Consider the following 16,597-nt stretch of genomic DNA (forward strand, 5'->3'; position numbering starts at 1 on the left):
CCAATTGTTTTTATATCATTTGTGTTATTCTAACAATAGGATAATAAAATATTAAAGCTAATTTTTATATTTATAAAAATAACCAGAGAAATGAGTCTAAAATTACCAAACAAAATACGTTTCATTTTCGTTGCTTTTTTATTGTTTTTTATTTTTCAAGATGTAAATGCGCAAACATTTAATCGGGTAGAAAACACTGTTGGTTTAGGGGTACTTCGAGAGAATAATGGAGTCGCCGTAGCCGACTATGACGGTGATAATGATTTAGATATTTTCGTGGTTGCAAAGGCAAAAGACGATCCTACTAGCCCTAAAACGTTAAGTCGCTTATTTCGAAATAATAATGACGGAACATTTACCGATGTTACAGAAATAGCTGGTTTTACTAATTTATTACTCCAAGAAGAAGGTGGTGGCGAATACTTTGGTTTAGCTGGAAATAAAAATGGTGCATTTTGGGGAGATTTTAATAATGATGGATTTCCAGATTTATTCTTAACCTACTCATTAAAAGTACAATTATGGCAAAATTTAGGTAATGGCACGTTTGTTAATATTACAGAAAGTGCTGGATTTACAACTTTTAATGAATGCTATAATACAGGAGCAACTTGGTTTGATTATAATAATGATGGCTATTTAGATATCTATATTAATGATTGGTCGGGTTGTGGCACAAACCAACTCTATAAAAATAATGGAGACAATACATTTGAAGATGTAACAGTTGAAATAGGCCTTTTTTCAGATGTAAGTAGACATAGTTATACTGCATTGCCTTTTGATTTTAATCAAGATGGTTTTATGGATTTACTAGTTTCAAACGACCTAAGTAAAGCTAATTATGTCTATATAAACAATAATGGTAATTCATTTGTAGAACAAGCAGCAGACTATGGTCTAGCTACTATGGGAGATGATATGGGAATTACAATAGGTGATCATAATAATGATGGTCATTTTGATTTATTTATAACTACAATAGATCAGAATTTTTTCCTTCGTAATAATGGTGATAATTCGTTTAGCGAACAGGCCGAAGCGTATGAGATTAACGCTACAGGATGGTCTTGGGGAACACGATTTTCTGACTTCGATTTAGATGGAGATGAAGATCTGTTTATTGCTAATGGTTATGATTTGGGTAATAGAAGCGCAGAACAAAATTTTTATTTTAGAAATGCTTTTGTAGAAGGCGAAGATAAATTTTATAATGTTTCAGCTCAGTTACAATTAAACGATTTAACTATAAGTGTAGAAGCTATTGATTGGGATTACGATAACGATGGAGATATCGATTTATTTATTACTAATAGTGATAGACCATCATTTCTATACGAAAACAAAACCCTAAATTTTGATACTACAGATCCTGCTGTACATTTTTTCAAAATTCAATTAGAAGGCACAACATCAAATCGTGATGCCATAGGTACAATAGTGACCCTAACTACAGAAAACGGAAGCTTAAAACGTTATTATTCTGGTGTAGGCTTATTGAGTCAGAGCTTACAAGCGGTCCATTTTGGTCTGGGTGAAGCAACTACAATTACAGAACTAGAAATAAAATGGCCATCAGGCTTAATTGAAACTTATAACGATTTAAGTGTAGATACAACTATAAAGGCAATTGAAGGACAGGGTTATGAGGAGTTAAATATTATACCAAGCCAGAAAACTTATGGCTGTACAGACCCTTTGTCTTGTAGTTATAATCCTAATGCAACCTTAGACGATGGCTCTTGTAGTTATATTTTACCCAACACTATTGTGGGTAATTTATCATCGTCTTTTCTCTCTACAGAGGTGTATACTTATAGCATTGGAGCTGAATCAATAGCGAATTGGCAAGTTGTAGGTGGAGAGATTTTAAGTGGCCAAGGTACAGATACAATTACCGTGAAGTGGCATATAGAAGAATCGGGTTCTGTTACAGTAACAGAGTCTACTGAAGATTGTATTAGTTTAGCAACTTCTGTTCAGGTTAATTTGAATGCAGATAACCTTCCTGAAGATATATCTATTGCAAGATTATGGAATGAAGCTTTATTAGAGGCCATAAGACGAGATTATGCAAGACCAACGATACACGCTAGGAATTTGTTTCATTCTAGTGTCGCGATGTATGATATTTGGGCCATTTATGACGATGTTGCAAGACCTTATTTAATAGGGAATACAGTAAATGGATTTAGTAGTACTTTGTCAGACTTTACTCCTTCTGAAAGTATAGAGGAGTCAGAGAAAGAAGCGATTAGTTTTGCAATGTATCGTTTGTTATCTCATCGTTTTCAAAACTCACCAAATGTTGAAATTACTCAAGCTAGATTTGATTTGTTAATGGACAAGTTAGGTTACGATACATCGTTTACGTCTTTGTTATACGAAAATGGAAGTGCAGCAGCTTTAGGTAATTTTGTTGGACAGATATTAATAGATTATGGTTTGCAAGATGGCGCAAGAGAAGCTACTGGCTATGATAATGGTTATTATGAACCAATAAATGTACCTTATGCTTTAGATGTCTCTTTTCACCCTCCTATAAATGACCCTAATAGATGGGAGCCACTAAGTTTAGAAACTTATATTGACCAAAGTGGTAATATCGTAGAAGGTAATGTACCTCCTTTTCTAAGTCCTGAATGGGGAAATGTATTACCTTTTGCCTTAAAAGAAGAGGATAAAGTGGCATACGAAAGGGATGGGAATGTCTTTAATGTGTATCACGATCCATCAAATCCACCTTATATAAGTACAACAGAAAATACTTCAGAAAGTGAAGCTTATAAATGGGGATTTTCAATGGTATCTGTTTGGCAATCGCATTTAGATCCTAGCGATAATGTTATGTGGGATATTTCACCAAGCGCAATAGGAAATGTAGATATTAGTACGTTTCCAACAAATTATGCCGACTATCCAAGTTTTTATAATTTTACAGAAGGTGGTTCTAATAGTAATGGACATGCTATAAATCCGTTTACAGGTAATCCTTACGAACCTAATATTGTGCCTCGTGGTGATTATACTAGAGTATTAGCAGAGTTTTGGGCAGACGGTCCAGATTCTGAAACTCCACCAGGTCATTGGTTTACACTATTAAATTATGTTAGTGATCATCAGGAATTTGAAAAACGTTTTGAGGGAGAAGGAGACATTTTACCCCCTTTAGAATGGGATGTTAAATCTTATTTTATATTAGGTGGAGGTATGCATGATGCTGCTATTTCTGGTTGGAGTATAAAAGGGTGGTATGATTATATTAGACCAATATCTGCCATACGTTATATGGCAACACAAGGGCAAAGTTCCGATCCTTCATTGTCTAACTATAGTGTTTCTGGTATCGAATTAATTGATGGTTATATCGAAGTCGTAGAGTTGGGAGATCCTTTGGCGGGTCTTACTAATGAAAATGTAGGTAAAATAAAGATGTATACTTGGAAAGGTCATGACTATATAAGTAATACAGAAACAGACCAAGCAGGAGTAGGTTGGATATTAGCAGAAGATTGGTACCCTTATCAGAGACCAACTTTTGTGACACCACCATTTGCAGGTTTTGTATCTGGACACTCTACGTATTCTAGAGCAGCAGCAGAACTAATGACTATGATAACAGGTGATGAATTTTTCCCTGGAGGTATAGCCGAATTTGTCGCAAAAAAGAATGAGTTTTTAGTATTTGAAGAAGGACCATCACAAGATGTTGTTTTACAATGGGCAACTTATAGAGATGCTTCAGACCAAACGAGCTTAAGTCGTATTTGGGGTGGAATACATCCACCAGCAGATGATATTCCCGGACGATTTATTGGTCAAGTGGTAGCTGAAGATGCATTTAGCTTTGCAATACCTTATTTTGAAGGTGAAGAATTAAGTGTTACTGAAGTTGCTTCAGAAATGGGAGTCTATCCTAATCCAACAACTAATGGTAAATTGCATATTTCAAATACAAAAACGAATGACCGCATTGAAGTGTATGATATGAGAGGACGTAAAATTGAAATACGAGATAGAGGCTATAATGAATTGACAAATACAACAACAATTACGTTAACTAATACTGAAATAGGTTTATACCTGCTGAAAGTAAATACTAGTACCACGATGATTGTGGTTAATAATTAATCATTATAGTTTTTAAAATCAATTTTGATTGCTGTTGTGGTTTGACCTTCAATCGTAATGTGTTGCTTTTTTATAAGAGCCTTTAAAGTATCTCTTTTTATAGCGTTATGTTGTTTTACGGTATAACCAAAATTGATGTTTGTTGTAGAATCATTAATTACTTCTACAGATCCAATTTGATATAAATCTTCTACTATAGGATAATCGTCATGGTCTAAACTATCTAAAATGATATTTGAAATCAGAATAGTGCTTGATTTTTTAGAAGTTTCAAAAGCTACATTTTTTTTAGATAAGTAAATTAGGTCGTATGTTTCTTGTAGTTTTTCTTCAACAATATGTAATTCATTAAAGTAAGGTTTTTCTATAGTTAATGTGTTGGCGTCATCGAATTCTAGACGTTCCATTTCAGAATGCTCAATAGATCTTTCATTGCTATTATTGCAACTACATAAGATTAAAACCAAAAGCGTCAAATAGCGTTTCATTCTACAATAAATTTAAGTTTCACAATTTTACCATCAGCATAGGTTTTGCTCAGAATCTTCATTTGTTTTAAACTTTGCGTTGGTGTTGTGAGTTTAGTAATGAATTCATGTTTTGTGTATAATTCGATACCTATATTATTGGGGAAAATTTGATAAATTAAAGCATCATTAGAAAAGATCTTTTCGAGATTTGCTTTATGTGCTTTCCAGTCAATAAGGTTTTTGCTAGAATAATAATCGAGCATTAAAGCATAATCATCTGTATTTAATTTGACTTTGCCATTGTCTATGTTTTTTATCGATTTAACAATGGTATCCGTTTTATGATAAGGAGATTGTACCACAAACGTTATATAGTCTGCATCTGTCGTATACGTAAAACAGCCATTATGATCAGATTTTATATAGGTTGGAGTTTCATCAATATTTAGAATTTTTATATCTAAACGAATTGAATTTATAGGTTGCCCTTTAATGTCATCTATAAAACAAATGGTATAGGTATGACTTCTATTGGTGAACCAAAAGGCTATTAAAATTGTTAGTAGCACAATCGGTAAGAGATAAAATTGTAAGGCTTTAGATTTTTGTTTAGAGACTTTGCTGTTCGCAGTTTTAAAATCAGACCAGTTTTTAAATCCAACATAAGTGCTGAGTAAATTAAGCATATCTACCCTTGGTAATTTATCAGTATCGTTTTTAAAATAGGTATAAAACCATTTTTCGCTGACACGTGTTTTTACACGTTCAAATAAATCTTCTTGAAACACTACAATGTCATTTCCACTCCAGTCTTTTACAGACTTAGAAGCATTGTGCTGTTTCAGAAAGGTTTTTAAAACCAATTCCTTAAGGTGAACGAATAATTCTAAGTCGTTAGAAATCAATAGTTAGTTTGCTTTAGTGCTTCTGTTTCAGTATTGTACACGCTTTACAATTGTTTTACAACGGCTTTACAATTGCTAATACATGTTTCAATATAGATTTGGTTTTAAATCTTAAAAATAAAGAATTATGAAACGTAAATCATTAAAAACAGTATTAAAATTATGGGTACTAGCCGTATTATTAGTGGCATGTAATCATTCAGAGTCCTCGGAAAACTTTGCTTTAGAAAGTGTTGAGGTTAAAGCCGATTTTGAAGCCGTTAAAATCGATGATAGTACTACCGAGACTCCAAAATTAGAATTAAAACATTTAAAAATCATTAAATCTGCAAATGTGAGGTATAAAGTTGAAGATGTAAAAATAGCTACAGAACGCGTTAAGCATATTTCTGAAGCATACAATTCTTATGTCTCAGATTTACGCTTCGAGAATAATCTTTATAAAAAAGAAAACCGATTCACGTTAAAAGTACCTTCTAAAGATTTTGATGTTATTATGGATTCTATAAGCAGTGTTGCCGAATTTATTGAATATGAAAATATAACCACTAAAGATGTGACTTCAGAATTTATAGATGTGGAAGCTAGATTGAAAACAAAATTAGAGGTTAAGGAGCGCTACGAATCTATTCTTAGAACAAAAGCAAAAAGTGTTGAAGACTTATTAGGTGTTGAAGAAAAATTACAACGTATTCAAGAGGAAATTGAATCCAGTCAAGGACAATTAAAATATTTAACCAATAAAGTGGCTTTTAGTACCATTCAGATTGATTTGTATGAAACGGTAGAATATAAAGAAGAACCAGAGCATTATAAAAAAACGTTTTTATCAGAAATTAAAGACGGTTTTACTTCAGGTTGGGATGTTCTGAAATTGTTTTTTATAGGTCTAGTGTATATTTGGCCATTTGTAATAATAGGAATTGTTGTGTTTATTTTGATTAGAAAAAGACTTAAAAAGTAATAATTTAACGCTTATTTTTGCAGTAATGCAAACACAGCTTTTAAATTTTATTCCTCCTGCGGCACAACCCATGATTACAGAGCTTTTAGCTATTGATCATTTAGTCGTAAAAGTGAAAAATGAGCGTAAAACGCGACACGGAGATTATAGAGAATTACCAAATGGGAAACATCAAATTACGATAAATTCTAATTTAAATGTTTATCGATTTTTAATTACACTAATTCACGAGATAGCCCATTTTGAAGCTTATAAAACATACGGAAGGCTTATTAAGCCACATGGAAAAGAGTGGAAGCATACCTTTCAGCATTTAATGTTGCCGTTTTTAAGGCCCGAAATTTTTCCGTTAGAGTTATTGCCATTATTAGCTAATCATTTTAAAAATCCAAAAGCGTCTAGCGATACAGATACGCAGCTCGCCTATGCCTTAAAGCAATTTGACGAAAGTAACGATAAGACCTATGTTTTTGAAGTACCTTTGAATACAACCTTTAAACTTTACAACGGTAGAGTGTTTAAAAAGGGAAATAAAAGAAGAAAGCGCTATGAATGTGTAGAAATTAATTCGGGTAAATTATATTTGTTTAACCCCAATGCAGAAGTAGAGGTTTTAGATTAAAACATAGATTGATGGATAGCAAAAATTCAAATTATTACGCCATTTTAATGGCAGGAGGAGTTGGTTCAAGATTTTGGCCTGTAAGTACGCAAGATTTTCCTAAGCAGTTTCACGATATGCTTGGTACAGGTGACACGTTGATACAAAAAACATTTAATCGCTTAGCACAGTTAATTCCAGAAGAGAATATTTTTATATTAACTAACGAGCGTTATAATGATCTTGTTTTTGAACAATTACCAAACGTTACCAAACGTCAAGTGGTTTTAGAACCAGCCATGCGTAATACAGCTCCTTGTATCTTATATGCAGCCTTAAAAATTCAGAAAGAAAATAAAGATGCAGTAATGATTGTAGCACCAAGTGATCATTGGATTGAAGATGAAGAGGCTTTTTCTAATAATGTAAAAACAGCTTTTGAGTATTGTGAATCTAACGATGCTTTAATGACTTTGGGGATTACGCCTACATTTCCTAATACAGGTTATGGTTATATTGAATATGATAAATCGGCTACAACTGAAATTAAACAAGTGAGTCAATTTAGAGAAAAACCCGATTATGAAACGGCAAAGTCTTTTATAGATCAAGGTAACTTTTTGTGGAATGCCGGGATTTTTATGTGGAGTGCTAAATCCGTTATTTCGGCATTCAAAAATAACCAACCTAAATTGTATCAATTATTTGAAAGTGGTTACAGCGTTTACAATACAGAATTTGAAGACGATTTTATTCGTGATAATTACGAAAAAGCAGAAAACATATCTGTAGATTATGCGCTTATGGAAAAGAGTGATAATGTTTATGTGATTCCTGCTACTTTCGATTGGAATGACCTAGGAACTTGGGGAAGCCTATACGATAAGTTAGATAAAGACGACAATGCTAATGCTGTGGTTAATGCTAAAACCTTATTAGAAGATGCTCATGGTAATATGATTCGTTCTAAGGCAGATAAAATTATTGTTGTCGATGGACTAAAAGATTATATCATTGTAGATAAAGACGAAGTTTTGCTTATCTTTCCTAAGGAAAAAGAACAAGATATTAAAAAAGTGCTACAAAATGTAAAAGCCAATTTTGGTGAAGAATATGGATAAACCTTTTGTTTTATTAGCGGTATACATTTAATATATTGATTACTGATTTTTAGGTTTTTAATTATAAAATTTGATTTTTTTTTAAACTATGAGCGAAGAACATAAATTTAATTTTTCAGAGGAAGAGGAGCAGCGCATCACTAATGAGATGAACAAAGAGAAAGCTGTTGAAGAAAAGAAGGACGCCGTTAAGAAAGATGCACAAGGTTTATTTGCAAGTATAAAATTGTTTTTAACTGAATTACTCGATTTTAGAGATGATACAGATAGAGATGCCACCATTACTGCTATTAAGCATGATATTCCATTCAAAGGGGCAACCGCTTGGATTTTGGTTTGTTCTATTTTTGTGGCTTCCATTGGTTTAAATGCAGATTCTACAGCTGTGGTTATTGGAGCCATGTTAATTTCGCCATTAATGGGGCCAATCTTAGGGGTTGGAATGTCTATAGCTATTAATGATATTGATACATTAAAGAAGTCTTTAATAAACTTAGCCACAATGATTGTCTTAAGTTTATTAACGGCATTTTTATTCTTTTGGTTATTTCCGCTGAGTACAGAAACTTCAGAGCTTTTAGGAAGAACGAGACCAGACATTAGGGATGTCTTAATTGCTTTCTTTGGTGGTTTGGCACTGATAATTGCACGAACCAAAAAAGGAACAATTGCTTCTGTGATATTTGGTGTTGCTATTGCTACAGCCTTAATGCCGCCTTTGTGTACAGCAGGTTATGGTTTGGCTATTGGTAATTGGAACTTTTTTGGTGGAGCCATGTACTTGTTTACCATTAACACCATATTTATAGCATTAGCAACATTCTTAGTTTTAAAAGTATTGCGTTTTCCAATGCTTAAATATGCTAATTCAGCAAAACGGAAACGTATTTCTAGAGTAGCAATGGCCGTTGCTGTTATTGTAATGATTCCTGCAATTTGGACATTTTTAACGGTATTGAACGAGAGTAAAATAGATATGGCTTATAAGAGTTTTCTAAAAGATGAAATAACAGAAAATCGTAGTCTATGGTTATATAATGAAGACCTTGATATGGATTCTAGAACGATAAACTTGTATTTTAATGGAGAAGTAAGTGATGAAATCGTTACTTCTTGGCAAAATGCTAAGAATAAGTCTGCCGCTCTTAATGAGTTTAAATTGGTTATAAACGCTAATAAAACCAGAAGTGTAGATCGTATGGCACAATCTCTAGATAGAGCTTATGCAGATTTAGATAGAAAAGATAATGTCATTGAAGGTTTGCAAAAACAAATAGAAGAGTTGCAATCAAATATCTCTAATTTAAATAAAGTAATAGAATCTAAAAACACCAATGAAAATGCGGTGTCATTTAGTGAGTTATCTCGTGATGCTAAAATTAAATTTAATGATTTAGAGTATTTTGGTTATGCTAAAATGTTAGAGTCAAAAGATTTTATAAATATAGATACAGTAACTGTCGCTAACGTGAGATGGAAAGTTCAACTTGCAGATAGTTTAGTTTTTATGAAAGAGCGTGATTTACAAACATGGCTAAAAAATGAATTGAAAGTAGATACCGTATTTATAAAACGAAACTAAACATTAGTCACTTTCTTCGAGATACATTTTTCGTACTTTCTTAAATAGATTAGAAGAGTAAACAAAGTCAGTTACCACTTCGTTATCAGTTTTAAATATGGTTTTGTTAGAACCTTCCCATGCTTTTAACCCATCTTTTAAGAATACAATTTTTTCACCAATTTCCATTACAGAATTCATATCGTGAGAGTTGATGACTGTAATAATATTGAATTCGTCTGTAATTTCTTGAATTAAATTATCGATAACAATAGCAGTTTTTGGATCTAAACCAGAATTGGGTTCGTCACAAAATAAGTACTTAGGGTTGTTTACAATTGCTCTAGCAATAGCGACACGTTTTTGCATACCGCCAGAAGCTTCACTAGGCATTTTTTTATGAGCATCAGGCAGATTAACACGGTTTAGAACCACATTAACTCTATCTTCCATTTCACTTTTACTTTGTTTTGTAAACATACGTAATGGAAACATCACATTTTCGGCAATAGTCATAGAATCAAATAAAGCACTGCCTTGAAAAACCATGCCTATTTCGGCACGTAATGCTCGCTTTTCATTAGGACTTAATTTGCTGAAAATCTTTCCGTCATAAGAAATTGAGCCTTCTTCATATTCAAATAAGCCCAATAAGCATTTTAAAAATACCGTTTTACCTGAGCCACTTTGTCCAATAATTAAGTTGGTCTTTCCTTTTTCAAAAGAGGTTGTTATGCCTTTTAAAATATGGGCATCTCCAAACGATTTATGTAAGTCTTTAACCTCTATCATAATTAGCCAAGTAATAAACTGGTTAGTAAAAAGTTAACTAATATAATCATAACACTAGTCCATACAAAAGAAGTTGTACTCGCTTTACCAACTTCTAAAGCGCCTCCTTTCATAAAATAACCGTAATACGAAGGTATAGTTGCTAATAAAAATGCAAATACAAAGGTTTTTACAAAAGCGTAGATGAAGTGAAACGGAATAAAGTCCATTTTTACTCCTTCAATATAATCTTCCATAGTACCATAGCCACCATAGACACAAGCTACAAGTCCTCCAAGAATCCCTAAAAACATGGCGATAGAGATTACAAAAGGATAAAGCGTTAGAGCAATAAATTTTGGAAAAACAAGGTAGTTAATAGCATTTATTCCCATAACCTCTAGTGCGTCAATTTGCTCAGTAACGCGCATTGTTCCTATACTTGATGTGATAAAAGAACCAACTTTACCCGCCATAATTATAGAAATAAAAGTTGGAGCAAATTCTAGTATTATAGATTGTCTAGTGGCAAAACCTACTAGATATTTTGGCATCAAAGGACTCGTCATGTTTAACGAAGTTTGAATAGCAACAACTCCTCCTACAAAAAATGAAATAAAAGCAACAATTCCTAATGAGCCTATAATAAGATCATCTATATCTTTTAAAATTAAAGGTTTCATCACAGACCATTTTGTAGGTCTACGAAAAATATCCTTAATCATTATAAAATAAGTGCCTATATTATGTAGGTAAATCATGTTTAATTTAATTAGTGCTAAAGTATAAAAAATGATTAGGAAATTACCCTAAATTAAAATTAAGATAACATAAAAATTGTATTTTTGAGATTGATATAAAAGACATATAGAAATGAAAAAAATCTTCACTATAGCTTCCATTTTGTTTTTGTTTAATTCTTGTAGCTCTCAAAATACTACAATAGAAACTACAGAAACTACCTCTATAGCAGAAACAAGCTCTAGACCTAAACTAGTTGTTGGAATTGTGGTAGACCAAATGCGCTATGATTATTTAACACGTTTTGAATCTAAATTTGGAGATGGTGGTTTTAACCGCATGATAAATGAGGGATTTAATTGTAAAAACAATCATTTTAATTATATACCAACCTATACAGGTCCAGGACATGCATCTGTATACACGGGAACTACTCCAAAAATTCATGGAATCATAGGTAATAACTGGTATGATAAGGAAACTAAAGAAATGGTGTATTGTGCAGGAGATGACAATGTGAAATCGGTGGGAACTGAGCATAAAGCAGGGAAAATGTCACCACACAGAATGCAGACAACAAGTTTTGCTGACGAGAACAGGTTGTTTACGCAAATGCAAGGTAAAACTATTGGGATTTCTTTAAAAGATAGAGGAGCTATTTTGCCAGCAGGTCATGTTGCAAATGCAGCATATTGGTTTCATGGAAGAGATGAAGGGCGTTGGATTTCAAGTTCGTTTTATATGAATGATTTGCCAAAATGGGTAAAAGATTTTAATACCGAAACTCATGCAGAATCTTATTTAAAAGAATGGAATACTCTTTATGATATTTCAACGTATACTGAAAGTGGTGTTGATGAAAATACGTTTGAAGGAGGCTTTAAAGGAAAAGAAAAGGCTACATTTCCTTACGACTTAAAAGCATTAAGTAAAGACAATAGAGGTTTCGATATTTTAAAAGCAACACCTTATGGCAATAGCTTAACTACAGATTTTGCTATAGCAGCAATTAAAGCAGAAGGTTTAGGGCAAGATCAAATTACAGATGTTTTAGCGGTAAGCTTTTCTGCGACGGATTATGTAGGTCATAATTTTGGTGTAAACTCTAAAGAAATCCAGGACACCTACTTGCGTTTAGATAAAGATTTAGAACGCTTATTTATATATTTAGATGCTACTGTGGGTAAAGGGGAATACACTGTTTTTCTTACTGCAGATCATGGAGCAGTAGACGTACCTTCTTATTTAACTTCGGCAAGAATACCTTCTGGTTACGTAGATAATAAAGATAGAAAAGAAAAATTTAATACTTTTTTAGAGGCGACTTATGGCACTAAAGATATTGTTGAAAATATTAGTAATGGACAAATATTCTTAGACAGAAAGAAAGTAGAGGATTTAGATTTAAACCTTATTGATGTTCAAAACGCGATTGCAATGGAGCAATTGGGTTATAAGAATATTTCTAAAGTTTATACAGCAACAACGATGAGTTCATCAAGTTTTTCAAATGGAGTAGAAATGTTGTTGCAAAATGGATTTAACCAAAAGCGTTCAGGCGATGTGTTGTTAGTTAATGACACAGCCTTTATTTCATATAGTAAAACGGGTTCTACTCATGGTAGTGGTTTAAATTACGATACTCATGTGCCTTTATTATTTTTTGGTAAAGGGGTTAAGCATGGTGAAACATTTGATAAAACTGTAATTCCAGATATTGCGCCAACAATTTCTGCACTTTTAGGCATTAGTTTTCCAAATGGAGCGACGGGAAAACCTTTAGGGTTTGTTATTGATTAAACGCTTATTTTGAAAAGAAAACCAATATTTACTATAATAGCCATCATCATTGTCATTGGCATTTACAGTTATGAGTATATTTTAAACTCAGAAGAAAAAACTAAAATCGTACATGAAGGGCAAACGGTAAAAGAAGGCACCAACGCGTATTACTTGCCAACAAGTACAACGAACCAAATAATTCATCATCAAAATTATTCCTTATCGTATAGCGAGCCTCATGAACAAGCCGAATGGGTGGCTTATGAGTTAAAAGCATCACATCTAAGTTCTACAAACCACAAGCGGCCTTATTTTGAAATCGACAATGCAGTAAAAACAGGAGCTGCACATTGGGGAAATTATAAAAAATCTGGTTACGATAAGGGGCATTTGTGTCCTGCTGGAGATAGGCGTTTTACTAAAGAAGCGCATGACGAAACTTTTTTAACGAGTAATATAAGTCCACAAGAACATAAATTTAATGCAGGTGTTTGGAATAGGTTAGAACAGAAAGTAAGGTATTGGGCGAAAAAGAATGATGGAGTTTTTGTGATTACAGGAGGTGTTTTAAAAGACAATTTAAAGGCTATTGGAGATGAAAATGTTTCAGTGCCTAATCAATTTTATAAAGTAATATTAGATAATACTAAAGGGCGAATTAAGATGTTGGCTTTTTTAATGGATCACAAAGATTCGGATCTACCTTTATATAAATTCGTGGTTTCTGTAGATGAGGTTGAAGCTGCAACTGGAATTGATTTTTTTCCGCAGTTAGATGATGCTATTGAAAATACATTAGAAGCATCGAGTAGTTATAAAAGTTGGAGTTTCTAAGTGATTTCTCGCTCTAATTAGAAAAAAATAATAGCGTACTGGTAGTGTTTTTATTTTAGAAATTTATCCTTTATACCTTTCCAACGTAAATCCCTAATAAATTTTCCTTCAGCTTTAGAAACCAAAAAATCGACTTGATTAGATTTAGCTCTAAAATAACCAGACATATAATCTGTAAACAGTTGAAAACTGCCTTTTTTATATGCGAGTTTTAAGGCCGAAATCAAAGTAATCCAAAAATGATAACGCATTTTGTACATAGCTTCTCCTTGTAAATATTTAGATGCTTTATTGTAGGATTGTCCGGTGGGTTTTAAATGCTTTATATGAAGTGTTTCGTCAGTTAAAATGTCCCAATTATAATATTTAGCCAAGAGTTCATCTACGGTATCCCAACCCATAGACGCTTTTAATTGCCCTATTTGATTAAAACATTCTTTTCTATAGGCTTTAAGAGCTCCTCTAATATGATCTTTATTGGTTAGATTTTCAAGAACCCATGCATTATTTTTTTTAATATAACAGAACCCAGAAGCCATTCCTAATTTTGGATTAGACTGAAAATGGCCTGCTATTTTTTCTAAATAATCTTTTGGAAAAATAAGATCGGCATCAAATTTACAAATGATGTTGTAGTTGTTATCTAAAGTTTCTAAACCTTTATTAAAAGCATGAATTATTTTTGATCCAGGTAAATGTTGGTCTGAAGACTTGGAGTTTACAATAGATAGCCAAGTGTATTTTGAAGCATATGTTTCAACAATATTTTGAGTAGCATCTGATGAATTATCATTTACAACAACTAATGCTTTAGGCAATAGTGTTTGTTGCGCCAAAGATTCTAAAGTTTTACCAATGTAATCTTCTTCGTTGTGAGCAGGAATGATGATGTAAATATCCATTAGAAATTTCAAAATACTAAGTTTCAAAGCTAAGTAAAACGCAATTGAAATTAGGGATTTATGCTTTGGAATTTATGCCTCTTTCTGCATAGACAATATAATAACGTGGAGTAAAATGCCTTAAAATAGGTCTTATACCAAATTTCTTTACGGGATTAGTCCATTTTTGTCGGTCTTTAATTATCCATCCTGTTTTTTCTAAAAGCCAATCGAGTTGCCAATCCTCAAACTCATGGTAATGTCTATCTCTCATATCTGTTTTACTTCTATAAGCAGAAGCAAACCAGAGTTTTAATGGTACACTGATAAGAATTCTGTCAGCTTTAATAGATTTTAAAACTTCATAAGGAGATAAGAAATGTTCAAAAATCTCAAAGGCGGTTACTACTTTTGCAGACGAGTCTTCAATTTCAGAACGTTCTTCATCTAAATCTTTACCTGTGGTATTTTCAACCGAGTAACCTTCAGAAATCATAATTTCTGAAAACGGATTTTTAACACCTAAATCTAAGATCGAATCCGATAGATTAACATGTTTTTGTAAAAACTGAAGGGTGAGTTTAAAGCGTTTATTTGGATATGTTTTTTCGTACATCTATTGTTGAATCAGTAAAATCAATATTGATATACAATAGCATTGATATTCATACCAGCGCCAACACTTGCAAACATTATAATATCACCTTTATTAATTTCTTGATTTTCTAATTGACCTTTTAAAATTATATCTAATAACGTAGGTACGGTTGCTACACTAGAATTGCCAAGCCTATTTATAGACATTGGCATTATGCCTTGAGGCGTTTTCATTTGGTATAGTTTATAAAACCGGTTCACAATGGCTTCGTCCATTTTCTCATTAGCTTGATGAATCAATATTTTTTTAACATCGGTAATGGACTTGCCACTTTTTTCGAGACAAGATTTTAATGCCATTGGTACATTAGAAAGCGCAAATTCATAGATTTTACGACCATACATTTTAATGTATCTACGTTGGTCTGTAATCTCAGGATTATTGGTTTCTCCAAAAAAGATAAAATGTGCTTCATCTAAAGCATAAGTCGCTGTTTCATGTGCTAAAATTCCACCTTTTTCATCATTTTTTTCAATAATAACAGCTCCTGCGCCATCACTATAAATCATTGAATCTCTATCGTGTTTATCAATAACTCTAGATAAGGTTTCACTACCAATTACTAAACAGCGTTTAGCAATACCTGCTGTGATAAATGCGTTGGCTTGAATGACTCCTTCTATCCAACCAGGACAACCAAAAAGTAAATCGTAACCTACGCATTTAGGATTTTTAATTTGCAGCAAATGTTTAACACGCGATGCTATACTAGGTACAGTGTCGCTCTGTTCTGTGTTATATTTTATGTCGCCATAATTGTGAGCAACAATAATATAGTCTATGCTCTCTTTTTCAATACCAGCATCTTCAATAGCTTTTGTTGCCGCAATAAAAGCAATATCACTGTTTAATTGTTTTTCATTAACATAGCGCCTTTCCTGAATACCTGTTATAGCTTCAAATTTTTCTACAATAATTTCATTAGGGCTATCAATTGAAGTTCCATCAGCATTTAAAAATTGATGATTATAAAAATCTTCATTTTTTTCAACAATACTTGGTATATAACTTCCCGTTCCTGTAATTCTAATTGCCATAGTTCTTTAATTTCAATACTACGAAGCTACTTAATATTATAGAATTTTCTATAATTTAAAGTTTTAATGCTTTAATTTTTAATGAATTCGTAATAATTGCTGTTTATAATTTGAAATGCATAAAAAAGCTTTCAATTTGT

At 32.6% G+C, this 16,597-nt stretch carries 14 protein-coding genes; 7 read left to right on the forward strand and 7 right to left on the reverse strand.

Annotated features, from left to right (window positions below):
* Nucleotides 1–90 precede the first annotated feature (90 nt).
* Nucleotides 91–4,131 (forward strand): FG-GAP-like repeat-containing protein, encoded by a 4,041-nt coding sequence (locus tag ABD730_RS00260; protein WP_344711761.1) that lies wholly within the window; start codon nucleotides 91–93, stop codon nucleotides 4,129–4,131.
* Here ABD730_RS00260 and ABD730_RS00265 read toward each other — a convergent pair.
* Together ABD730_RS00265 and ABD730_RS00270 are read right to left on the reverse strand one after the other, a co-directional pair.
* On the reverse strand, nucleotides 4,128–4,619 hold the full coding sequence (locus tag ABD730_RS00265; RefSeq protein WP_344711763.1) for a hypothetical protein: 492 nt from the start codon (nucleotides 4,617–4,619) through the stop codon (nucleotides 4,128–4,130). The two genes, ABD730_RS00260 and ABD730_RS00265, sit on opposite strands and share 4 nt — an antisense overlap.
* A complete protein-coding gene (locus tag ABD730_RS00270; protein WP_344711765.1) occupies nucleotides 4,616–5,506 on the reverse strand; it encodes a hypothetical protein in 891 nt (296 codons plus the stop codon). Before ABD730_RS00270 ends, ABD730_RS00265 begins: the two co-directional genes overlap by 4 nt.
* A gap of 127 nt (nucleotides 5,507–5,633) precedes the next feature.
* On the opposite strand from ABD730_RS00270, the gene ABD730_RS00275 reads away from it, so the two are divergent.
* The 4 genes from ABD730_RS00275 to ABD730_RS00290 all read left to right on the forward strand — a co-directional run bounded on the left by ABD730_RS00275 (nucleotide 5,634) and on the right by ABD730_RS00290 (nucleotide 9,774).
* Nucleotides 5,634–6,470, forward strand: coding sequence for a DUF4349 domain-containing protein (locus tag ABD730_RS00275; RefSeq protein ID WP_344711767.1), 837 nt, complete (start codon nucleotides 5,634–5,636; stop codon nucleotides 6,468–6,470).
* Between the two features lie 25 nt (nucleotides 6,471–6,495).
* A complete protein-coding gene (locus ABD730_RS00280) occupies nucleotides 6,496–7,092 on the forward strand; it encodes a SprT-like domain-containing protein (protein ID WP_344711769.1) in 597 nt (198 codons plus the stop codon).
* 11 nt (nucleotides 7,093–7,103) lie between these two features.
* Nucleotides 7,104–8,192, forward strand: coding sequence for a mannose-1-phosphate guanylyltransferase (locus ABD730_RS00285; protein ID WP_344711771.1), 1,089 nt, complete (start codon nucleotides 7,104–7,106; stop codon nucleotides 8,190–8,192).
* 88 nt (nucleotides 8,193–8,280) lie between these two features.
* Complete coding sequence (locus ABD730_RS00290; RefSeq protein ID WP_344711773.1) at nucleotides 8,281–9,774, forward strand: DUF389 domain-containing protein; 1,494 nt, start codon at nucleotides 8,281–8,283, stop codon at nucleotides 9,772–9,774.
* A gap of 3 nt (nucleotides 9,775–9,777) precedes the next feature.
* On the opposite strand, the gene ABD730_RS00295 is transcribed toward ABD730_RS00290, so the two are convergent.
* Entirely contained in the window at nucleotides 9,778–10,545 is a 768-nt protein-coding gene (locus ABD730_RS00295) for an ABC transporter ATP-binding protein (RefSeq protein ID WP_215927580.1), read from the reverse strand.
* A gap of 2 nt (nucleotides 10,546–10,547) precedes the next feature.
* Nucleotides 10,548–11,285, reverse strand: a complete 738-nt coding sequence (locus ABD730_RS00300; protein ID WP_215927582.1) for an MlaE family ABC transporter permease — start codon at nucleotides 11,283–11,285, stop codon at nucleotides 10,548–10,550.
* A 112-nt stretch (nucleotides 11,286–11,397) separates the two neighbouring features.
* Between ABD730_RS00300 and pafA the strand changes: the two genes are divergently transcribed.
* Together pafA and ABD730_RS00310 are read left to right on the forward strand one after the other, a co-directional pair.
* A complete protein-coding gene (gene pafA, locus ABD730_RS00305) occupies nucleotides 11,398–13,065 on the forward strand; it encodes an alkaline phosphatase PafA (protein WP_344711775.1) in 1,668 nt (555 codons plus the stop codon).
* 9 nt (nucleotides 13,066–13,074) lie between these two features.
* Nucleotides 13,075–13,881 carry a DNA/RNA non-specific endonuclease gene (locus ABD730_RS00310; protein ID WP_344711777.1) on the forward strand — a complete coding sequence of 269 codons (807 nt, stop codon included), beginning with the start codon at nucleotides 13,075–13,077 and terminating at the stop codon, nucleotides 13,879–13,881.
* Nucleotides 13,882–13,931: 50 nt separating this feature from the next.
* Here ABD730_RS00310 and ABD730_RS00315 read toward each other — a convergent pair whose 3' ends face one another.
* From ABD730_RS00315 to ABD730_RS00325, 3 genes are read right to left on the reverse strand one after another with little or no spacing between them, the layout of a single operon-like run.
* A complete protein-coding gene (locus ABD730_RS00315) occupies nucleotides 13,932–14,783 on the reverse strand; it encodes a glycosyltransferase family 2 protein (protein ID WP_334470602.1) in 852 nt (283 codons plus the stop codon).
* A 58-nt stretch (nucleotides 14,784–14,841) separates the two neighbouring features.
* Nucleotides 14,842–15,378 (reverse strand): methyltransferase, encoded by a 537-nt coding sequence (locus ABD730_RS00320; protein ID WP_334470543.1) that lies wholly within the window; start codon nucleotides 15,376–15,378, stop codon nucleotides 14,842–14,844.
* Nucleotides 15,379–15,398: 20 nt separating this feature from the next.
* Nucleotides 15,399–16,457, reverse strand: a complete 1,059-nt coding sequence (locus ABD730_RS00325; RefSeq protein WP_344711780.1) for a 3-oxoacyl-ACP synthase III family protein — start codon at nucleotides 16,455–16,457, stop codon at nucleotides 15,399–15,401.
* Nucleotides 16,458–16,597: the final 140 nt, after the last annotated feature.

Source organism: Winogradskyella damuponensis, from assembly GCF_039538385.1.
Classification (GTDB): Bacteria; Bacteroidota; Bacteroidia; order Flavobacteriales; family Flavobacteriaceae; genus Winogradskyella; species Winogradskyella damuponensis.